Below are 22292 nucleotides of genomic sequence, written 5' to 3' on the forward strand. Positions count from 1 at the left end.
ATCAAAAGCAGCTCGCACCCGATGGTAATCGCTCCCCCCGCACCGCGGTCTCCCCTCCATGATCTCTTTGGGATCGACCGCGGGCGATTTTCAATTAGTCCGACGCACCAAAAAATGGAAACATCTTCCGTATCTCTTCGTCGGACGGCTGAAGACCATACTCGCAGATCTCGAAGGCTTCGGCATATTTCACCTGCTCGCCACGCTCGGGTCCGTACCAACGATTAAGCGCCTGGCGATACTGCCGCGACTCTCCGCCGGCCCGTTGATCCCACCGTTCGCGCAGCCATTGTCGACGCAATTCGGGTTGCGACGCCGGCGGCACCTGTGCCATTTTTTCTGCGCTCCCCAACGCACCTCCCTCGAAGGTTTGCGACTCCAACGCCATCAATGCGTCGACTTTCTGTTCGAACACGTCATCGATGGCTACCGCGATATCGGGATCGAACGGATAGGGTTTCTTAAAACGATCGCTCGAATAAAGAAACAACGGGTTCTTTTTCAAAGCGGGAACGTCGGGACAAAAATAGGGAACCGTGACCATAAACGCGGCGTCCTGCACCAAGACACCGACGTAGCGATGGTCGGGATGATAGTCCCACGGACGGTGCGCGATCACGATGTCAGCGTCCCAGTCGCGAATCAACCGAGTGATCGTGCGACGATTTTCGAGCGTTGGCATCAATTCACCGTCGTGGATGTCGAGGACTTGCGAAGTCACTCCCAACCGTTTTGCGACTTCCGCCGATTCCGCGATACGTCGTTTGGCCAGAGCACCGCCGGCCATCTGCCAATGGCCGATATCGCCATTGGTCACCGAAACCAGTTTGACGTGATGCCCCTGTTTGGCCCACAGCGCCGCTGTCCCGCCGCTTTTGTATTCCGCATCATCGGGATGTGCTCCAAAACAGATGATCCGCAGCTTCCCGTCGCTCCCCTCGCTCTCTTCAGCCCCTACCGAAATCGAACTCGCAACCAACATAACCGCCATCGCGAACAACAGCTTGCAGTGCCTCATGGTGTCTTTCCTTTTACGGCGTTATCAAAACAGTTGCAGCGTCGCTCACGTTTCACTCGCCACAACAGAGTCGTCATTCTCACGCAGCGACGACTCGACTTCAAGAAATGTGATTGGCGAGTTTCCTCGCCAGTGGGATCTAGCCTCCTCGGCATCCGGCGAAGCGGCGAGACCGAGACCAAGGACGCTCCACCGCTGGATCAAGCACATGCTACGGCAACAGCGTCTTGATCAGGAAATCGCCCGCCGCTTGATCGGACTCTTTGCCCGTGGCGAGCTTTGCATCCGACTCCGCATCCGTCGCGCGGTACGCGGCTAAGACCGGATCGAACAACAACTTACCGTTGGCGCCTGTGATCGCTTCCTTTTTACCATCAACCGGATTGGCCCACAGCAAAGGTCGCGGTGCACAGAGCGCAGCCAACTGAGAGACATCGGCTACCTTGAGGATGTTGGGAGCATAAACCCACATCGGTTGCGGCAGCGGATCGGCAATCGCATCGACGAAACTACCGATCGTCCACTGCGTCGCCACGGCATCGATCTCATCGGAGAGGGCCGCGGCGAGCATCGCGATCAGACCGGTACTTCCACGACCGTAAACGGCGACCTTGTCAAATTCTTCCTGCCCCGAAAGCGTGCGGGCAGCGGAGATCACATCCCACGCCTGTTGAGCCAACAGCGGACGACCGAGCACGATCGCGTCGCTGGCACACTGATTCGGGTTGACCTTCCCTTCTCCCAGCGACCGCACGTCGAGCGCTAAAACAGCGATCGGCTGGTCGAGCAAACGCCCCACCGTCTCCGACTTCATCGCGGCCTGCTTGCCACCGGCGTCGAGAACGATCACCAACGGCATCGGCCCTTGGGCATCTTCGGGCTGGATCAGCAGAGCCGGAACTTCCAGATCGCGTTCGGTACGAATCGAGAGTCGCTTGACGCTGTGTCCTTCCCAATCAAACGCTCCGTGCTCCGCGGCCGGCGATTCGAACTCGACCGGCTTGCCACCCAAGGTCTCCCAGAGCTTGCCGCGCAAATCCTTCGCCCAAGCAGCATATTCGTCGGCGTCGCTCGGCACGCCTGCATAACCTTGCACCAATCGGTCCGCCTCTTCACGCACCAGATCGACATAGCTCTTCGCATCGGCTGGCAATTTGCCATCTTTGAAAACATACAGATCCTTCGAACTTCGGTCCTCCAGTGGAATCTCCGGTTCGGCAACGGGAGATCCATCGCCACGCCCCTGCAGAAAACGGTTGAACCATCCGTACCCTGCCTCACGGAGCGGTTTCGACCAACCGTGCCCCGCCGGCGCATCGCGCAGCGCCACGTGGTCGGCTGAATCGTAGAGACCGTAGATCTGTTGAGCGCGACGAATCGTATCGCGCGTACCACCAATCGGGAAAATGGGATCCTTCTGGCCGTTGCCCGCCATAAACGCTCGCGGCGCGGCGAGCCCCACAAACTGGAACTGCTCCATGTGCTGAGCGATGCCGGGCAGATGATTGCAGATACAGTGATTGCCTCCATCTTTGATCCAAGCTTCATAAGAACACAGACAACAGAACGACGCTCCCGCAGCAAACCGACTCTCGACCGGCATCGCATACATCGTGTTTAGTCCGCCGCCAGAATTCCCCGCGATTCCGATCCGCTTCGGATCGACATCCGCTCGCGTCTCCAAATAGTCGACCGAGCGGATGCTGTCCCACAACATGTAGCGTAGATTCGTGTGCCCAACCAACATCGCAGGGTAGCTGACCGCGTGCCCGTACCCCCGCAACTTTCGCTCCCCCTGGCCCACCGGATCATAAGCCAACACCACATATCCCTGACGCACCAAGCCTAGCTGGGCCGTGCGGTACAGATCGTAATTCTTCCCCTCTTCCATCGCATGTCCCGCCGTGACAACGATCGCCGGCATCGGCCCTTCGACATCTTTGGCCACATACAGATTCGCCGTCACGTAAAAGCCGGGGAAGCTTTCGAAGGCGAGATTTTCGATCGTATAGCCATCCCGATCGGCACGCCCGGTCACCTGAACGTTCAACGGCGTCTTCGCGGGCCACGGCGACAAACCAATCGCCTCTCGCAGCTCCTCCGCCAACGACTCTTTCGATGCTTCCCAGGCCTGCTTTCCCGCGGGATCGACATGCTGCCGGCTGATCTCCACACAGGCGTCGATATTAAATCGCAACGCATTGGCACTGTCGGGCAAGTCGCCTTGATAGACGTTCCAAGGGTCGGGTTCGGCGGCGAGCGTCACGCCTGCGGTAGCGACGTTTACGAGAAGTGCCATCGCAATGGCCAACGGCGAAAATTTCATGGTGCAATATTTCATAGGGTGGGACGGGGTAGGTGGTGGGAGCGTAAAACGCCTTGCCGAAAGCAAAACAAAAAAGGTGAATCGCTCCGCCTCGCAGCAAGCGATTCACCAAAGTTTTAACGAACGAGCGAAGTCGCCGCAGACCGAAGCGATCAGAACTTGTCGACCATCTCTTTTGCGGTCGCTTTGATCTTCGCAACATTTCCGCGGGGAATCGCCATCAACTTTTCGTAGTCGGCCAACAACTCATCGGCCTTGGCGGGATCGGTCGCGCGAACCGCATCCAAGCGATCCTGCAGCCCTTCGATCGAACTGTTGAGCGTGCCGGTGGAAGCGATATCTCGCAGCACCGCCTGAGCCAACTCCACCGGTCCAGGTGGCTCCACAGGAACTCCGGCTTCGCGTCCATCGCAGCCCAGCAACGCGCTGACCAGCAAACTACAAACAATCAATCGAGCCAACATCGACTCCGCTCCTGATAACCAAAGACTTAAACAATAGGACCGACAAAGAAAGCTTCGGGCTATGGAAGCGTCACCACTTCCCCACCGTCGCGCGATCCCAAACCGTGATACACCTGAAGCTCGACCGTTTCGGTCATAAACCGTACCGAAGCGTCAGCCAGCGCGTGCATCGCTCCGCCGGGATGACGGCTTCGCGCAGGGTAGACGCCGCTGCTGTCTCCCGCCCCACACGTTGCACACGTCATGCAACTGGGGTATTTCCAGTTTGGCGGGGCCAAGGTGTTGAAGACCGTGTAGATGTAGACGGGGCGGCCCCAACGATAGCCGTAGTAGCTGGTGTGATTGTTGCTTCCCGCCTCGCAGGCTTGACCATATGCAGCCATTTCGCCATCGGTAATCGGTCCCTGCGTCGTCGATTCGTTGGCGGCCGTCCATGGTTGAGCGCGAACCAGGTCGGTCTTCTTGCGGTACAAGGAGTCGTCCCCATCTCCCGAGAGATGCTCACCCAGCATGATCGTATTGGACGTCCCATCGATGATCCTTGCCATCTTGGTCGGGACATCCATCCCAAAGACGCCGTTGCGTCGCGACTCGGCAACCGTCCAGCCGATATTTGAACCTGCACATACGGCATAGCTCGACCCACCACGCACCGTCGAACTTGGGAACGGCAGGTTGGAAGGACAGGTGAACGCATCCATCGGCATGCCAGCGACCAGACCATCGACAGCCGAAGTGATCGGCAGATAGAAGTCGCGGGAAGTTGTTTTGACCAGGTCGTAGACAGCCGACTGCTCGATGAAGGGGAGCAAGGGGATCATCGGACCGTAACCCTGAAAATCGAGCGCCGACGGGTTGCCCGCCTTCTGCCGATACGCCGGGAACGTCCTGTAGGTGTCGTGATAGTTGTGCAGCGCCAGCCCCAACTGCTTCATGTTGTTGGAACATTGCATCCGCCGAGCCGACTCGCGTGCCGCCTGAACCGCCGGCAGCAACAGCCCGACCAAAATTCCAATGATCGCGATCACAACAAGAAGTTCCACCAGAGTGAAACCTCGTTTCGCACGAAGTACTCTCATCTCGAATGCTCCAGACAGGGGATACCAACATCACATGCGAACTCCGACTCGTCGAGCCGATAAAGACCATGATTCGTTAGTAGAAGGTGGGATGACGGCCGGCCCGAACAGAGCATTCGTTCCACCGACCGCTAGGAAGGAAAAATCGAGTCTACTGCCCCCCAAACGAAAGCCAACGCCTAGACAAACGCTTGGTTTAAGAAACGCGAAGACACAGCACAACATCTTGTTAGGAGACGGACAGAGCATCCCTCACACGACAACCAATCGACGACGAACCTAAACTCTTGAGCCCCCCCCTAACGCATCGCACAACGTGACCGATCAACCACCCCGCGGCTCGACTCCAATCCGCAAGAACATCGACCTCGATCATCCGCCTCTCGTCAGCCCAAACTGGCGAGATCCGACAATGCCACCGACCAAGCCGATGGCATCCAAAGCGTACCGCCTGGCTTGCATAATGCCAGGGAAACGAACCATTAGTATTCGCCGACGATCTCTCCACTGCTAACCGTCCCCAGGGCGGCCCAGGTGTGCACATCGATCGTCTCGGAAAGGAAGTGGGTACTCCCATCGGCGAACACCAACTGAGCACCACCGGGATGCAAACTGCTGATGGTCCACGCGTAGTCTTGGTTCAACAGATAGTCGGGAGCAGCCCATACCGTGCGATAGACGCGAGCCATTACGCGCGCTGCCTCATTATCATAAGCTCCAATCCACAACGATCCGTTAGGAGTCCCTTTGGTCGTCTTTTCGCCGATCATAATCGTGCTGCTGGTGCCATCGGTGAAGTCGCGGAAACGGCGACTGATATTGGCATAATCTCCCGTCGAAGGTAGCGCACCGGCCGTTTGCGTACAGGTTGTGTCGGTCGGAGATGCAAAATGGCACCCCGAACGCGTTCCGACATAATTCGAGGTGGCATAGTCGTTCATCTCGGTGTTGAACTCTCCCATCGTGTCCGAGGGGCACAAGTAGCCAGGGATCGATACCTTGGCATCGATCAGCGCCACGTTTGCCGCCGCCGGCGATCCCGATGTAATCCCGAGCCAGTAGCCATTGGTGGAATTCGCATCGAACGCACCGTGACTGTCCATCTGGTCGTGGAGCGGTGTTTGCTCCATGTAAGGGAGAAGCAGCGCCCCCCACCCCAGACGACTGTGGCTCATGAAGCCTGGCGGAAAACGGAGCATCGTGTCGTGGTAGTTTTGCAACGCGAGTCCCATCTGTTTCAAGTTGTTCGAGCACTGCATCCGACGCGCAGCCTCCCGAGCCGCTTGAACGGCGGGCAACAACAACCCAACCAGAATCCCGATGATCGCAATCACGACCAATAGCTCGACAAGCGTAAAACCCTTGCGATTTGGCACGAATCGTTTCATTCCATCATTTCCTTCTACTTAAAAATAGCAAACACAATTACACACAACTCATCGTTTCACGAGAACGCAGCGCAAGGTGGAACCTCCACCAAACATTCCCATGCTTTAGATACCGAGCGTCAGGCGCTCGACCGTGAACTGGAAACACCAGCCGGCTTAGATTTCGAAGGCGGAGCACCGCCAGAAGTTAGTTCGAAGTCGAGTTGATTGGAGCCCGATTCGACCTGCGCCTTCAGCTCGGTCTCGCTGTTGTATCGCGCTGGAAGCTTTTCTTCGGACCGGGCCTCTGATTCAGGATTCCCCGCTGTCGTGATCCGCACCAAATGGCTGCCCACATGGGCTCCGGCACGATCAAACGTAAACTTCAGCTCATAGTGTCCCGCTTCATCGGTCCGACCCGACGACGACCGACCCGATTCCGGCGCCAAAGTCACCAGCGCCCCCGAAAGAGGCTGACCATCCAACGTGACCGTTCCGGTGACGGCCCCCAGTTCTGGACCATCTTCAGAGCATCCGAGACAACAAATTGCAAGAATAGCGACAGGCAACGACAGCCCGTACCGGGCGTGGGAAATGGCGTGCATACGAAACCCCAAGGAGGAGGGAGGAGAGGCGGACAACTTTCGTAGGGGGGGGGTTGGGGGGGGAAATCCATGCTAGGCACGCTGTAGATGTCTGTCAAGCTGATGTCTACAAAATGATAGCAAACGTGAGAGAGGTGCGAGATTCAATGCCGTGGCCTGGCCCCGCGAGACAAAATGTGGGGAATCGCTGGATGCGACGAGAAGAGCAAGATTGCACAAGCAACACGCACTGCGCTTTCAAAGACGGAACGAGCACGTCGCGTCACGGGGGGCGTATGGAAGATGGCCCCCAACCGGCTCTTACGAGAAGGCTCGGTTGATTTACGGAAAGAGAAGCCCAGCGAGCCGCGCCACGGCGACGTGCAACCACCTAGCCGACGGGCCTGCCCCCCGTTGCCTTTCTCCTAGCATCGAAGATTCGCCCGGAGCGCCACGCTGGCCTATCGATGGTCGGCTTTTTCGCCCCCTCGATCGTTCACCTTCTAGCGTTTCAAGCGAACAACCTGCGTGGCGATGTAGTGCGGCATGTCCCCTTCGGAACGATTGCTCAACCGACCGACAATTCCAACCTGCTGGTTGAGCATTCGTCGGGCGTTGATCGACGCCGCAGGCGAGAGGTAGGCAAGCGTCTGCCCATCACGATCGGTCAGCGCGAAGGGAGGCGCGTCGGGACGAGAAGAATAGACCTCCACCAACCAGCCTTGGCGGTCATACGTGGTCGCCTGAGGAACACTTGGGACCGGGGCGGCGACCGTGGCAACAGGGTCGGGTTCGGCCATCGAGCGTCCGTCGCGGCGAATCGCAATTTCTTGATACTGTTCGATCCGATCGATCAACAATCGGGCGCGTCCCCGTTCGCCGGCATCGCCCGAGGTTTGGAGCAGCAATTCCACTTGCGATCGCAACGATTCGGTCTGCTGTGGGGAAGCTTCGGAGGCCATCAAACGCGCCAATTCCATCTGCAAACGCTGCAAGGAATTCGCCGTTGCACCGGGCCGATCGCTGGGAAAGGTTGCCGACGCCTGCAAATTTTGGCTCGTAGGCAGGTTGCGTGGTGGCGCCGCACGATAAGCCTGCGTCCACGACGAACCGCCGGCAGAATCTTGACCGGCTTCCGATTCGGAAGCTTGCATATCGCGAACGCGAACGTTTTCGGCCACACTCATGCGACTGCGAAACTCCCGGCGCGGTTCGACTTCGGAATGAGCGACTTGCGCCACGTCGGCGTTCGCCAGCACGCTCCCTCCCTCGGCCGCAGCCTGCTGCTGCGCAGCTTCCATATCAAACGGAGCGGGGGGCACGTCGAGATCGCGTGGTGATTCGATCGATTCGTCGCGAACCGGCTGCATCACTGGAACGGCTCCCGACGCGAGCAGATTCCTGCGATCGCTTTGCAACTGAGCCATCGCTTCGCGACTCTTGACGATTTGACTGTCGTGGACCCAGCGAAACTCGCCGGGTGGCGGCACGATACGAAGCCAAGCTCCTGGAGATTCGGTGTCGCTATCGGGACCTGTTGATCCGATCAGCGCGACCGATTCACCCACTTGAAATTGAACCTGCCAGCGATACTTGCGGGCACGACCAAGATTGGTTCCGATCCATGCAACCGCCTCGGGATCGATGATCGTTCCTGAAACGCCATCAGCGTCCACTTCCACCTGGTCGGCCGGCACCCAGCAGAAACTGGTCTCGGGCGGGCGAATCCCCAGCCAACCATCGTCGGTCTCCAGATAGACCTCCAGGGCCTCCCCTTCGATCAACCGATCGGTGCGATAGTGTTCGCCCGATGGACCACACCGCGCGTAGCTGCCCGCTTCGCTGACATAAACGGTGTAGGGTTCATCGACCGGACCGGCAGCAAAGCCAGCGGTGGTTAGGATCGATAGCGTCGTCGTCAAAACGGTAGCGCAGAGTGTCCGCAGCATGTGTGATCTCCTTGATGCTGCGTGATACAAAATCCACCCCGACGGAAACAACCCCGATCGGATTTGCAAGCAACGCCCTCGGCAAGCTCGCTCTTCCAACGAAAAACGCTGCAATGCTTCGGTCAGCAATTGCAGCGTTGTCGTATTCATCAGCCGAGCCGTGACCCGGTGTTCCGCGAGCCCTAGAAGCCGATCCGCAGCGAAACTCCGGGAGAGTCGACCGAGACGCCGCCATAGGGTGCTCCGTACACTGGGGTCGGAACGTAGACAGGAGCCGGGGCGTAATAACGCCGCACCGGCGGTGCCACGTAGTAGCTGGAGTAGGGCGCGTAATAACTCGCACGCGGCACGCTATAGCCGTAGACATACGCGGGACGGTAAGCACGAACAACGGGCGCTGGCGGATAATAGCCGCGATATCCCATGCGATAAGGATAGCGTGCCATTGCCGTGGAGCTGGCCGACAAAATTGCAACGGCCGCACACAATAATAAGAGCCGTTTGAACATGTGATTCCCCTTGAGAGACGGTTTGCGGAAAGGTGTCTGTGATCTAGAGTGAAGCCCTGCAAGCGAAATCAATCGCGATGGCTCTGGATTGGAACATCTCCAATTTTACGCTCTCGACCACGCGAGCGGTTCGGCTGATGGTGAGAATTCCTCGATTATTCTACAGGCCATCACCTTAGACGCCGCAAGGCCCGGAAACGTTCAGCGGCAATCGCGACGTGTTCGCCGCACCAACGCGACACTTGGCCAAAACGGCGCCGAAGCGTCCCAGCCGACCTCCACACAACACCTACCTCCACTAACCAAGTTTTACGATACCTCCATGTCGCATGTCCGAACGCCTGAGATGATTCGATTCGCCCCACGACGCGCACTCACATTGCCCGAAGTGGTGGTCGTGATCCTCGCGGTAACCATTCTGCTGACCCTAGCAATCCCCACGATCCTGTCGATGCGCGCGAGTTCACGACGAACGACCTGCGAATATCGGTTGGTTCAGATTGGCGTCGCGATGGCCGAATACCAATTGGCCAACCGCCACTATCCTGCCGGCACGATCGATTCGAAGACTCCGATCCAGAACGTTGCCGAAGGCTATCACCACAACTGGATCATCGCCCTGCTGGCCGACCTGGACCAACAAGCCCTCGCCGATCAGGTCGATCCCGACGCAAGCGTTTACGCAGCGGCCAACGCGGTCCCTCGCGAGACCCCGCTGCCGATTGTTCGTTGCCCATCGGCAGCCAGCAACTCCCTTCCAACGACCAGCAATTACGCCGCCATCTATTCCTCACTCGAACTGCCGATCGACGAACAGAACGACGGCATGTTCTTTCAAAATCGCGGTGTCACGTCCGAAGAGATCACTGACGGACTCGAATACACGCTGTTCGTCGGTGAGAAGTTGAGCGATCCCCAGCAGGACCTCGGCTGGATCAGCGGCACACGGTCGACGATCCGAAACGTCGACCACCCCTTGGGCATTGGCCCGCAAGGAAATCCAGACTCGGTCGATGCCAGCAGTCCCCAAGATCCGCTGTGGGTCGGCGGACTTGCCAGCCGCCACGCTGGCGGAGTCAATCTGTTACTGGGTAGCGGCCGAGTGCGATTCTTTGCAACCGGCGGCGACCAAGCCGTGCTTCAACAGATGGCCCGTCGGTCCAGCGAACCGCCGAGCGACGATGGGAACGAGGGCGTCAACTAAAGAGCGGCCTGATAGAGCGTCAGCAGATTGTCCGCGTTGACTGGCACGGGATTGAAACTTCCGGTCCATTGTTGGCTGGCATCGGCGGCCAATTCAGGCAGGACCTCCGCCGCGATTCCCAATTCGCGGAGCGTCGTTTTCAGACCCGCTTTCCGAACCACTTCGGTCACCCGCTGGGCAATCTGTTCGGGCGCGTCGTGCTGACTCTCGCGAGGATCGATTTCCGCCAACAGTTCGGAATACAGCTCGGGATAATGCTGGCCGTTGAATCGCACGACGTGCGGCAACATCAGCCCCACCGCTTGTCCATGCGTGACGCCATACCGGGCGGTCAATGGATTTGCCGTGGCGTGCGCCGCACCCAACATCGACGTCTCGATTGCCATTCCCGCTAAACAGGCCCCGAACTGCATGCAGCCGCGGGCTTCCAGATCGTCGCTGGCATCGAGCACTCGCGACAGATTGTTGGAGATCAACCGGAAGGCTTCGCGACTGAAGGTCGAAGAGATCGCGTTGCGCCGCGTGGTCACGTGCGTTTCCAAAGCGTGCGACAAGGCGTCGATTCCAGTCAGCGCCGTGACGGCATAGGGCTGGGTAAGGGTCAGCGCGGGGTCCAGCAACGCGATCGCGCAAGCCGCTCGCCGATCGCCGCAGGCCATTTTCACATGTGTCTTCGCGTCGCTGATCAAAGCAAACGACTGGGCCTCGCTGCCCGTTCCCGAAGTCGTCGGAACGGCGATCATCGGCAACAGGTCGGCTGTCGCTTTACCGACGCCCCAATAGTCTTTGATCTGGCCGCCGCAACTGTAGACGAAGTTGATTCCCTTGGCGCAGTCCATCGAGCTGCCGCCACCGAGCCCCACGATTAGATCCGGTTTGACACGCCGCGCTACTTCGACTCCCGCATCGATAAAGTCGGTGGTCGGGTTTTCCGTGAATTCGTGGAACGAGTGGACCACCAATCCGGCGGCTTCCAGCGACTGCAAACCGGTACCAAAGTGCCCCGCTTTGACCACGCCGGGGTCCGATACAACCAGCACGACCTTGCCCCCCAACTGAGAAGCCAAGGGACCAAGTTGCTCGATTACACCAGCGCCAAAGACGATCCGAGGGCGCAGTTGAAAGTCAAAAGGTAGCATCGGCAGGTGGGCTGTGGAGGGAGGAACGAAGGTTCCGCGTAGCAAAGGAGGCATCGCGGGCAGTTTTTTAGCCTACCGCAAATCTTAGCGTCCGGGAAAGGTCAGGGAACGGCGCCCAGTTGCCGATGTAGGAGACGAGGGGACCGAGAAACAGGTCGGCAGACGGTCTAGGCTTTCGGGCGAACCTGTTTTTTGTTATTCTGCGAGGCTCAAAATAAGCATTGCTGAGCCGCAGACCGCTCGCTCTGGATGATATTCCGAATTCAACACATCTTGAAACGAACCGAATCATGGCAAAACCACACCGAAAACTGAAGAAAGCGAACCACGGCAAACGCCCAGCCAACGCAAAGGCCCGTAAAGCGAAACGCAAGAAACTGCGTACCTAATCGCTAGTTTCGCTCCTCTTCCCGAACCATCGCGTTCGTTCGCCAAACTCTTTCGAAAAGCGGATATCCTTTGGCTAGCAAAGATCTGATTTTTAATCTGGCCGATCTCGATTTTGACGCTCCAATTGGCAACGTCGACGATATCTGCAAGGTCAATCCTCAGCGACACGAGATGCTGCAATTGACAGCCATCGTCGGGGAGGACATGCAGCGAAATGCTTGCGCCGCCTACAAAGACATCTCGCAAGATGAGTTCTGGGTTCGCGGTCACATGCCGGGCATGCCGCTGATGCCGGGCGTCGTGATGCTGGAAGCCGCTGCTCAATTGTGCAGTTACTTCACACAAAAACACGACCTACTGGGAGCCGACATGGTCGGCTTCGGTGGTGTCGACGAGGTCCGCTTTCGCGATCCAGTGCTCCCCGGGGACCGTCTGGTCCTGATGTGCGAACTGACTCGGATCCGCCGCGGCCGGATGATTGTTGCCCGCTTCCAAGGGGTCGTTCGCGACGGCCTGGCGGTCGAAGGGATCATCAAGGGAATTCCGATTCCGATCAGCGCCTTAAAAGAGACGCTGGCCGCGCGCAGCAACGCGTAACTTCTTTCGACGCGTACACTTGGGTGAGCGAAGCGGCACGCTTTCGCCACCCGCCGGTTTTTCCGCCGCTTGCGAACCATTCTGCTGGCCTCGCCAACGCTTGCTGCAACAATGATTTAGGTTGCAACCCAGCTTCTACCGTCGCGGCCGCTATATCTCCGTGTCCTGAATTGGCGTGAGATTTGCTGACCCTAAAGCGTCCGCTGTGACGTTGCAGATTTGGCAGAATCTCATGTAAAAACGACACGTGGTTTACGATTCTACAAACGACCGAGGAGAGTCAACCGATGGAAAGAATGTGGAAAAGTGTGTCTTTTGTGCTGGGCAGTCTCCTGGTCGGCACGTTGCTGTCGGGGGTACTTCTAAGCTTGCCCGCAGGCATGCATTCCAACGTGCTCGCCCAACGCGACATCAATCCCCAAAACCTTCAAACCGCAAACGACCTCTCAACAGCCTTTCGAACGGTCGCAATTTCGATGCGGCCCAGCGTCGTGAGCATCAATTCGCTACAGAAGGCACGCGTCGCCCGCGGTGGAACTCGCGGGATCCCCGACGGAATCCTGGAAGGCCTGCCCCCCGAACTCCGCGACCAGTTGTTTGGCCCCGGGTTTGGTGACAGCGGATCGGCGGCGCCCCAGAAATCAGGGGTCGGAAGCGGCGTGATCATTCGTGCCGATGGCTACATCTTGACCAACAACCACGTTGTCGAAGGGGCCGATGCCCTGGAGGTCGAACTGTCCGACCGCCGCCGCGTCGCAGCCACGATTGTTGGCACCGATCCAGAGACCGACTTGGCTGTGATTAAGATTGACGCCCCCAACCTGGAACCCGCTCCGCTGGGCGATTCCGATACGATGCAGGTCGGCGACTGGGTGTTAGCGATGGGCAGCCCCTTCGGTTTGGAACAGACCGTAACCGCGGGCATCATCAGTGCGAAGAACCGTGTCCAAGGGATCGTCGGCCACGGCGAAGGCTTTGAGGATTTCTTGCAGACCGATGCAGCGATCAATCCCGGCAACAGCGGCGGCCCGCTGGTGAATCTGCGTGGCGAGGTGATTGGTATCAACACGGCGATCGCGTCGCGCAGCGGCGGATACAACGGCATCGGATTTACGATCCCCACCTCGCTGGCCCGCCCGATCGTCGACAGCCTGATCGAATCGGGTTCGGTTCGCCGCGGATTCCTGGGAGCGAAACTGGGACCGATCGACGAAAAACGAATGCAACAGCTGGGACTTCCCAACATGGTCGGTGCCTACATCGATCAAGTGCTTGAAGGCCAGCCCGCGCACCTGGGTGGGCTGCAACCCGGAGACGTGGTTGTCGAAGTCAATGGCCGCGAGATTCGCGACCTGTTGCAGTTGCGAAACATTGTCGCGCTGACCCCCCCCGATGGCACCCTGAAGTTCAAAGTTATCCGCGCCTCAAAGCCCGTCATGCTAACGATCGTCTTGGGTGAACGAACCAATGCGGCCCTGGCCCGCTTCAATCCCGGCGGCAAAGTCTGGGGTGCCGACATGGAACCGTTGACCGAAGAGACGGCGCAACAATTGGGACTGCGATCCACCAGCGGGTTGTTGGTCACCAACGTCACCGAAGAGAGTGCCGCAGCTAGCGCGGGACTCGACGCGGGCGATGTGATCCTGCGCGTCAACGGCCAACCGATCAACAGTGTCGACCAGTTGAAACAACTGATCGAACAGTCGCAACAGGCGGGCCGTCCGTTGCAATTAGTCGTCAAACGTGGCAACACTCGCGGCCTGGTGACGATCGAATAGCCCGCTGGCAAGCGCCGATAACATTCGGCTTTGCGATCCGGAAGCCCAACGCCAGCCCGACACAAGTCGGGCCGCAGCGGTCGTGCGGGAGGCAATCCATCGACAGTCCAGAGCGAATCGTTTCAGGCCCCCCCTGGGCTGTCGAACTCCATCCCGGATTGCCACTCCCGCTCCGATACCGATCGTCGTCCCAACGGCCCTAGCCAATGGGATGCCAGACACCGCGAGGCCCCGCGTTGATGACGGTCGCGTCACCGATGTGGTCGGTTTGCTCCCAACTGTCATGAACGTGCCCGCAGACAACCAGCGGCGGCTGCTTCGCCTCAATCGCCTGGCGAATCGATTGACTGCCACGATGGGTGCCCGAGCCGTCGATATCGACACAGTTCCACGGTGGCGAATGCGTCACCAGAATGCTCCCGGCAGCCATCGGTTTCAACAGCGCGACGGCCTCTTCTTCGCTGAAGTCGTAGCTCCAATCGCCAAACGGCGTCGTCGGGATTCCGCCGCCGATTCCAAAAAAAACGAATCCGGCTACGCGAGCGCTCGTGCCATGCAAGACGTGCGCCTGCGGCCAATCGCGGCACGCCTGAGTCAGTTCTTCGACCGATTCGCCGTTTCCCGGCACTAAGATCGCGGGACAGTCGACCGTTTGCAGGATCTCAATCGTATCGGCCAAGCCCTTGCGTTTGATAGCAAAGTCTCCCGCACCGACGATCACATCGGCCTGTTTTGCTAGCTCAACCAACGCTCGGGCTGCGTCCTGGTCGCAGTGCAAATCGCTGAACAGCAGCAGCTTCATCACGGTGTCTCCTGAATCGTCGCGGCAACCTCGGCTCCATCACCGGGGGGCACGAAATCAAAAACCAAATACGGGCGTCTAATGTAGCTTCCACCCGCCGCAACGGCTACGATGGACGGCCCCATCCGCCCCCTTCCATTCCTCGCCAGCGGGAGCATGTCAACGATGTTGCCTTCCCACGCCCACCCGAGCGATCGAATTTCACGCCGTGATCTGCTTCGCTTTGGAGCCGCCGGTCTATCGGCGTCGTCACTACTGCAGATGCGATCGGCCACGGCGGCCGCCCCGCGTCCGCCAACCACCGCGACCACCCATGCGTTTGGCCAAGCGAAATCGTGCATTGTGTTGTTCGCATGGGGAGGGATGAGCCACATCGATACGTTGGACGTGAAGCCCGACGCGTCGTCGGATATTCGCAGCATCTTCCATCCGATCGCGACGCGCACGCCGGGCTACTACGTTTCCGAACACCTGCCGAATATTGCTCAACAGACGCACCGGATGGCGATCGTTCGCAGTGTGCATCACAACGCGCCATCGCATCGCTCGGGAGCGTATTGGAATTTGACCGGTCATGAGCCGCCGAACCTCAGCGGCAACTGGGAGGCATCGCGCGACGATTGGCCCTGCATTGGAGCGATGGTCTGGGATGCCAAGTTGAACCAACGTGGCAGCGATCTCGAAAAGCGGCTCGCCGCCGATGGCCTCTCGGGAGCGGTCTGCCTGCCGTATTCGATGTACGATGGCGGCCGAGCCAATGGGCAGGACGGTGGCTTCTTGGGGATGCATCGCGATCCGATGATCATCAAGCCGCGCGAAGGGAAACTCTACGAGGGAGTCAGCCCCAATTCGGGACACATCGATCTGGAGCTGGTCGAAGGCTTGGATCGCGCCCGCTTGTCCAGCCGGCGGCAATTGCTGTCGCAGATCGACGGCAGCCGCGACCTCCAAACGACCGAAGGAATGCAGGGGATGGCCCGGCACCAAACCCAAGCGCTCGACATGTTGCTGAGCGAACGGGTCCAGCGGACGTTCGACCTCAACAGCGAACCGGCAGCGATTCGAGAACGCTACGGAATGCACATCTGCGGACAAAGCGTCCTGACGGCGAGGAAGTTGACCGAGGCGGGGGTCCCCCTGGTGACCGTTTACTGCAGTGCTGGCGACCTCAACGGCAGCGTGGGAGCGCATTGGGACACGCACGGCAATGGCTTCAACCGACTCAAAAATCAAATGATTCCACCTTGGGATCAGGCCTCCGCGGCATTGCTGGACGATCTTTCGGCCAGTGGCCGATTGGACGAAACGCTGGTCGTCTGGCTGACCGAATTTGGACGCACCCCGCGAGTCAATCCCGGCGGCGGTCGCGACCACTATCCAAACGTCTATTCCGTTGCATTTGCCGGCGCGGGAATCGCGGGGGGGCTGGTTTACGGCAAGAGCGACCGCAATGGTGCCGAGCCACTGGAACAGCCCTGCGGACCTGCGGATCTGCACGCGACGATCTTTCACGCCCTGGGGATCTCCGAGAATCTCACGCTCTACGACACGCTGGGACGGCCGCTAGCAGCCTGCGACGGCCGGCCGCTGCCGCTGTTCGCCTGAACCATTGGGGCGGAGAAGGGAAGCGACGGCCAGGGGCGATCGAGAACCCGACGGCCTCGCACACCGGCCGATGCGGCTCGATGGAAACACCGATTTGCCGGGGCATTGCCTACGGACGCTACTTGAGGCGATATCGGCTTGCGATACACTCATTGGACAGAATCTCTTTCCTGACCGCCCCTCAAGGATACCCGCGCAATGGGTCTATACGATCGACCGTATTACCAGGACGAAGAACGCTCGAACCTCCCTCCGTCACTGGCGGCTCAATCGTTCGCGGTCGTATTGATCGTTATCAATGTCGCCGTCTTTTTCGCCGACTTTATCTTTGGCGGCGAAGGTTTTGCGCTGCGGACTGCGATGGAGGTCACACCGCAAACGATCGTCAAACCGTGGCTGTGGTGGCAGTTCGTGACCTACGGATTTGCCCACGGCAACATGAACCACATCCTGTTCAACATGATCGGGCTGTTCTTCTTCGGGCGAATCGTCGAACAAAGGCTAGGCAAGTTTGAATTCCTGCGGTTCTATCTCGTGGCGATCATCCTGGGGGGGATCGTCTGGTCACTGCGAGCGAACCTGACCGATTCGCTTGCCCCCGGCGTGATCGGTGCCTCCGGTGGCGTCGTCGCCGTCACGATGCTGTTTATCTTCTGGTATCCGCAGACCGAGATCTATCTGATGATGGTCTTGCCGGTGAAGGCGTGGGTCGTCGGCGTGATGATGATCGCCGGCAATCTGTTTGGGATGGGGTCCGAAACCACAGCCTTCGACGTCCATCTGGTCGGCATCGCCTTTGCCAGCGCGTATTACTATTTCCATTGGAATCTCGGCCAGCTATCCCCCGCGGCGCTAACCAAGCTCACCAAACGCAACACACGGCTGAAACTGCACGACCCCGATCGCCAATCGCGTCAGGAACTACGGGATGCCGACGAAGCCGAAAGGATCCTGCAAAAAATCCACGAGCATGGCGAAGCGAGCCTTACCAACGCCGAACGCAAAGTCCTCGAACGCCACAGCCGCCGACTCCGCGACCGCCGCTAGCGTCAACGCTGCCGATTCCGCAGCGTGCCTACTTCTTCCGGCTTTTCCAGAATTGGAAGCCGGAAATCCGTTCTCCCGCATCGTCGGCTTCGGCTTGCCCATCGCTCACCGGAACTGGTGACGCCGCTTCAGCTGCCGAATCGCTATCGCCACGGAACCATCGGGCAATCCGTTGCCCTAGGCTAGGCTTGGCCACCGGTGTGCGATCGGACACATGAAGATGCTGTGCCGCTTGCGTCTGTTTGGCTTCCGTCGTCGCCAAGGCAACCGGCGCGAAGGTCCGAGACGATGGAGGGACAGGTTCCGATCCGATCATCCCAAAGTCCAACGCATCCAGCGCGTCAACCTTCGCAGCACGTCGCGACATGTTCACCAAGGGGGTTGCTTTGCCAAGGGGCGCTGTGTTCGCTGCAGTCCGACGCGACGACTGCCCCGCCGCAACCGTTGCGGTCGGTTTGGAACGGTCCTCTGAATCACCAACATCCGGTTCCGACGACGCAAGCAATGGCGATAAAGCTGGCGACTCGCTCGCGGCATCCGTCAACGAAGCGACCACTTCCCGCGGTTCCAGTTCGCTGGACGGCGGAAGATCGGAGAGCACCACCGGTACCTGAGTCAACAGCGTGTCGGACGCCCTCGATCGCTTCAGTGCAAGAAACGGTCCGAAATCGCTTTCCCGGATTCCTGCGAAGGCAGCATCCCGCATCGACTGCACGTCGGCCACCTCTTCGCTGGTCATGAAGCGATCAAAGATTGCCACTTGATCGATCCAAACCTTGCCACCGTCGTGAACTTCAAAGCTGACCTGCAACCGGTTCTCCGGATTGGAGGCGATATCGAGAATCTGAATCCCTGCTTGGCGATAGGGACTGTCGGTCGCCAGTTCATGTCCGCGACGCTCACTTGTGGGCATCGAACCATCGATCCAAATCGATTCTTCATAGACCCGATCGCCGATCTGACCGTTCACGACCATTTTCAATCGCGTCTTGGCAAAGTCATCCTCGGCGCGAACCCGCGCGATGCACAACATACGTCCCGATTCGGGAGAGGCGAAGGTCTGAGATCGCGCCCAACCGATCGGCGGCGTCGGCCAACCTCGCGGGGTTTCGGTTTGAATGCAGAGTGCACGATCGGTCTCCGAATCGTCCTGTACCAATTCCAGCGTCATCCCGGCGCCATGCGCCAGGTCCCACCCAACGATGCTGTCCTGGGAATCGACTTCCGCGAAATCCGCGTTCGGCAACAGCGTCGATTCTTCCAACTGCAAGTTCTTCGCGGCGTCCAGATGCCGATCGAGCGTCGTCAACCATTGACGCATCTCTTTTGCATCGGCCTGGTCGCGTTGCATGCTCCAATCGACGATCTGAACATCCGCCTTCGGCACACGAAACGAAACGATGTCGAACGGGGCAACGCGGACCTGCCAAACGTTGTCGCTTGGTCGCTCGATCGCAGCATCACAGACCGTTTGAACTTTGACATCCGCAAGATCATCAAAGCGGATCTGCACGTCGGTCGCCCAAGCGGAATTGTTAATGATGTATCCATACCGCGCAACGGTCGACGCGGCGGACCGCAGCATCACCGTAGGGTCGGCGTCTTTCGAACGCTTGATCGGATCGAAGCGACCACAAGGAAGCGTCCCGAAGGCGGCAAACAGGTTGCGTCGCGCATCGATCCGTCCGAGGCTGAGATCCGGCAAGGCGTGAACGATCAAGTCGGGATCGCTTGCGGCGATCCGTGGTATCCAATCGGCTCGCCCCGCCGAACCGATGTGCTGGATCGGCCCATCGCTCGCCAACAACAGGTTCGCTTGCTTGTTCAACGGAATCGCTCGCGACCCACCGGATGCGAATTCACCATCGTCGCCGTCACCGCGGCGCGACGATCCGCCCGCAGCATGCGATTGTGATTCGGCAACCCAAACGATCCGCGACGCAGCTGGCTGCGTCCCCGAGAACGTTCGCTGCAGTCGGCGATGCGCCTCGGTCGGTTGTTGGATTTGATCGATCACAAATAGCTTGTGACGGGCGTCTCCCGCAGCCAACGTTTTCCCCAAGTTGGCGAACAGCCCTTTTAATTGGCCGTCACACCATGCCCGCAACGCAGGCCCTTCCAAAGAACCGGATTTTGCATCCGCTTTGCCTTGCTTCAACACAGCCGATGCTTCCGCATGCACGCGTGGATCGGTCCCCCACGCAGCACCAGGGAACTGCAGATACGTCTGCTGGTCCACAACCACGGCCACTCCGCCAAACGAAGCATGCCGCGAGTAACCGTCGACCAATTCTTGCACGACCTGTTGGATCGCGGCCTGGACTGCGGGATGCGCGGGATTGTAATACGGGCCTTGGGGGCCTGAATCTGGATAGGCTTCCCACCACGTTTGCTGCTGGTCGTTGCGGAGCCGAATGCTGTGATCGCCGGCAAGAATCTGTTGCTCCAGAGCGGCCAGGGGAAAGTCGAATCGCACGGTCGGGATCAACACCAGCTGATGGCGATCGAACATCCGGAACATCAATTCCAAAACGTCCTTGCGAGGCGAACCGCCTCCATCGGGGATGCGTTCGCCATTGTCATAAAGCATCGACGGTTCGATGTGATTGCTCGGATAGATCGACCCGCCGCGTCCAGCCACGGTGATCATCGCCGCGGTGTAGCCTGCGTTGTTCAGCAGTTGCGCCTGCCGCGCGGTCGATTCCCAATAATATTTCCAGTCCTTCAAATCTTTGGCGGTGGGCGATTGCAGATGCGTTGCCCCGAAACGTGCCCCTGTTTCGGGCGAATCGAGATAGGCGACGACGCCGCGTTGGCCACTGATCCCGCGTGAACTGACCTCCGGCAACGTTGCCGGCCCGGCGTAGATATGCAACCGCGTCGACGAAGGTTGCGACGCATCGCTCCAACGCGTCACTTCGATCGCCACGTCATCGGCGTCGGGCCAGAAGACCAATTGATGTCTTGCCACGGCGCCCGATTGTTCGTCGATGCGAAACTGAGAATCGACCATCACTTGCGGACTTTTCCCGGCGACGCGTAGAACCGACACGTAATATTCGGCGGGCTCGTTCCCCTGGCATTCGAGTTCCAGAATGTGCGGCTTCCCCGCATCGGCTCCGGCGATCCGGACCGCTCGCGTTGTCGCTTGGCCAACGGGATGCCGGTCGGTGCGTGCCGCGTCGCGGCGTGGAGGGGTATCGGCCAGCGCCAGTTGATCCAAATCGACTTCTTCCAGCAGTTTCCAGGCAGTCGTGTCGATCTCATCCGACGGCGCGTTGGATTCATCCACCACCAGCACTTGGACCTTGCGACGGCTGTGCAACAGCGTCCCGTCCCGAGAGGTCGTGTTGCTTGAAGACGTAATCTTCAAATCGATTTCGTACGCCCCTTCGGTCGTTGGCATCGGGATCGCAAAGTCACGCAAGTCCTGAAACTGTCCCAAGGCGTCGGTCATCACATCCTGAGCGACCTCGGCTAGCGGCGTCCCTCCGCGAGCCGGAGTCAGCGTGGCGGCAAAGTGGACCTTCGTATGGGGGCGCGACGGAACTTCATCCAACAACACTTCAAACCGAAACGACTCTCCCGGCGCGAAGATCAGATGCGGCCGCGAATAGATAAGCTTTGTCGGCAGTGGTTCGACGTGAGCTTTCACGACCAGACCACCTGGCAATTCAAAGACGGCGGCGGTCTTGCCAAGCGTTGCCAAATCGACCTGATGAGTTTTCGCCGCGGTATCGGCCGCCTGATCTCCTTGCAATCCAAACATCAGCCGCGTCGAAGATGTCAATTCCGATTCAAACGCAAAACCACCTTGAGTGTGGGGGGTGGCGGCGAAGACGTCGATCTCGTCGCCAGCCTGTTGGACGGCGGCCACTTCGTCTCCAACGATCCCAAGACGCCTGAAGTTGATGATCTCGCTGCCATCGAGCGCGAACTTGCCGGTCACGCGTTGCGGCCGCTTGCTCTCCCACTGAACCCAAACGCGTTTGTAACCGACCGACTGAACTGCCTTGGCTGCGGCCCGGCGTTGATCCAACACCTCTTGGAAGGGTTGTACCGCGGGACGCTTTTCCGCGACACGCGTCGGCTGCGCAAAGGGCTGCGGCGGAGCAGCGTGGAGCACGGCGCCACCGATCCAACATGTGACAAAAAGAGCTCGAGTGATTGGAAACCGTTGGTTCATTGTATTTCTACCCGATCGGCGAATCGAACCGCCAACACATTCCTTTAGAAGAACGCCCGACGACGGGCCTCTCCCCCAAATCGGTATCGTCGGCACAGTCGGTGGCAAATCAGGCGAAGTCGGTGCGTTCGATACCATCCCTACCAGAGGAGGTTTGGGTCGTTCGGGTCAGGCAAGCTGTATTTTGCTATCGCTGGCCATTTGTCACCCGATCGCTGCCCGTTCACGCCTCGGAAGTCACGGGACCG

17 protein-coding genes are annotated in these 22292 nt (G+C 59.0%); 6 read left to right on the forward strand and 11 right to left on the reverse strand.

All coding sequences use genetic code 11. The annotated features are described in order from the left end of the window. Positions 1-94 precede the first annotated feature (94 nt). The 8 genes from Poly24_RS23135 to Poly24_RS23170 form a co-directional block, all read right to left on the reverse strand. Entirely contained in the window at positions 95-1018 is a 924-nt protein-coding gene (locus Poly24_RS23135; RefSeq protein ID WP_145101312.1) for a PIG-L deacetylase family protein, read from the reverse strand. A gap of 211 nt (positions 1019-1229) precedes the next feature. Next, a complete protein-coding gene (locus tag Poly24_RS23140; RefSeq protein ID WP_197452118.1) occupies positions 1230-3344 on the reverse strand; it encodes an alpha/beta hydrolase in 2115 nt (704 codons plus the stop codon). Between the two features lie 152 nt (positions 3345-3496). After that, positions 3497-3808 carry a hypothetical protein gene (locus tag Poly24_RS23145; protein ID WP_145101316.1) on the reverse strand — a complete coding sequence of 104 codons (312 nt, stop codon included), beginning with the start codon at positions 3806-3808 and terminating at the stop codon, positions 3497-3499. A gap of 59 nt (positions 3809-3867) precedes the next feature. After that, positions 3868-4887: a DUF1559 domain-containing protein gene (locus tag Poly24_RS23150; protein WP_145101318.1), complete on the reverse strand. Its 1020-nt coding sequence runs from the start codon at positions 4885-4887 to the stop codon at positions 3868-3870. 482 nt (positions 4888-5369) lie between these two features. After that, the gene (locus tag Poly24_RS23155) at positions 5370-6275 is read right to left on the reverse strand and encodes a DUF1559 domain-containing protein (protein ID WP_145101320.1); all 906 of its coding nucleotides are present in this window, start codon (positions 6273-6275) and stop codon (positions 5370-5372) included. Between the two features lie 119 nt (positions 6276-6394). After that, entirely contained in the window at positions 6395-6859 is a 465-nt protein-coding gene (locus Poly24_RS23160) for a carboxypeptidase-like regulatory domain-containing protein (RefSeq protein ID WP_145101323.1), read from the reverse strand. A gap of 482 nt (positions 6860-7341) precedes the next feature. Continuing rightward, the gene (locus Poly24_RS23165; protein ID WP_145101325.1) at positions 7342-8787 is read right to left on the reverse strand and encodes a hypothetical protein; all 1446 of its coding nucleotides are present in this window, start codon (positions 8785-8787) and stop codon (positions 7342-7344) included. Positions 8788-8969: 182 nt separating this feature from the next. Continuing rightward, positions 8970-9296 carry a hypothetical protein gene (locus Poly24_RS23170; protein WP_145101327.1) on the reverse strand — a complete coding sequence of 109 codons (327 nt, stop codon included), beginning with the start codon at positions 9294-9296 and terminating at the stop codon, positions 8970-8972. Positions 9297-9618: 322 nt separating this feature from the next. Here Poly24_RS23170 and Poly24_RS23175 point away from each other — a divergent pair, with 322 nt between their 5' ends. Beyond that, positions 9619-10500 carry a DUF1559 family PulG-like putative transporter gene (locus Poly24_RS23175; RefSeq protein ID WP_145101329.1) on the forward strand — a complete coding sequence of 294 codons (882 nt, stop codon included), beginning with the start codon at positions 9619-9621 and terminating at the stop codon, positions 10498-10500. Here the strand turns inward: Poly24_RS23175 and Poly24_RS23180 are convergent. Beyond that, positions 10497-11639 (reverse strand): iron-containing alcohol dehydrogenase, encoded by a 1143-nt coding sequence (locus tag Poly24_RS23180; RefSeq protein WP_145101331.1) that lies wholly within the window; start codon positions 11637-11639, stop codon positions 10497-10499. The genes Poly24_RS23175 and Poly24_RS23180 overlap by 4 nt on opposite strands. A 290-nt stretch (positions 11640-11929) precedes the next feature. Here Poly24_RS23180 and Poly24_RS27900 point away from each other — a divergent pair, with 290 nt between their 5' ends. The 3 genes from Poly24_RS27900 (at position 11930) to Poly24_RS23190 (ending at position 14404) form a co-directional block, all read left to right on the forward strand. Beyond that, positions 11930-12028 carry a 50S ribosomal protein bL37 gene (locus Poly24_RS27900; RefSeq protein WP_391556736.1) on the forward strand — a complete coding sequence of 33 codons (99 nt, stop codon included), beginning with the start codon at positions 11930-11932 and terminating at the stop codon, positions 12026-12028. Positions 12029-12098: 70 nt separating this feature from the next. After that, positions 12099-12626 carry a 3-hydroxyacyl-ACP dehydratase FabZ family protein gene (locus tag Poly24_RS23185; protein WP_145101333.1) on the forward strand — a complete coding sequence of 176 codons (528 nt, stop codon included), beginning with the start codon at positions 12099-12101 and terminating at the stop codon, positions 12624-12626. Positions 12627-12913: 287 nt separating this feature from the next. Beyond that, positions 12914-14404: a Do family serine endopeptidase gene (locus Poly24_RS23190; RefSeq protein ID WP_145101335.1), complete on the forward strand. Its 1491-nt coding sequence runs from the start codon at positions 12914-12916 to the stop codon at positions 14402-14404. 199 nt (positions 14405-14603) lie between these two features. On the opposite strand, the gene Poly24_RS23195 is transcribed toward Poly24_RS23190, so the two are convergent. After that, positions 14604-15206 carry a metallophosphoesterase family protein gene (locus Poly24_RS23195; protein ID WP_145101337.1) on the reverse strand — a complete coding sequence of 201 codons (603 nt, stop codon included), beginning with the start codon at positions 15204-15206 and terminating at the stop codon, positions 14604-14606. Between the two features lie 165 nt (positions 15207-15371). Here Poly24_RS23195 and Poly24_RS23200 point away from each other — a divergent pair, with 165 nt between their 5' ends. Both Poly24_RS23200 and Poly24_RS23205 read left to right on the forward strand, forming a co-directional pair. Beyond that, entirely contained in the window at positions 15372-16811 is a 1440-nt protein-coding gene (locus Poly24_RS23200) for a DUF1501 domain-containing protein (RefSeq protein ID WP_197452119.1), read from the forward strand. 198 nt (positions 16812-17009) lie between these two features. Further along, positions 17010-17858 (forward strand): rhomboid family intramembrane serine protease, encoded by an 849-nt coding sequence (locus Poly24_RS23205; protein WP_145101341.1) that lies wholly within the window; start codon positions 17010-17012, stop codon positions 17856-17858. 28 nt (positions 17859-17886) lie between these two features. Here the strand turns inward: Poly24_RS23205 and Poly24_RS23210 are convergent, their stop codons facing one another. Beyond that, a complete protein-coding gene (locus Poly24_RS23210) occupies positions 17887-21984 on the reverse strand; it encodes an alpha-amylase family protein (RefSeq protein ID WP_145101343.1) in 4098 nt (1365 codons plus the stop codon). Positions 21985-22292: the final 308 nt, after the last annotated feature.

Origin of the sequence: Rosistilla carotiformis (assembly GCF_007753095.1) — a bacterium.
GTDB lineage: Bacteria > Planctomycetota > Planctomycetia > Pirellulales > Pirellulaceae > Rosistilla > Rosistilla carotiformis.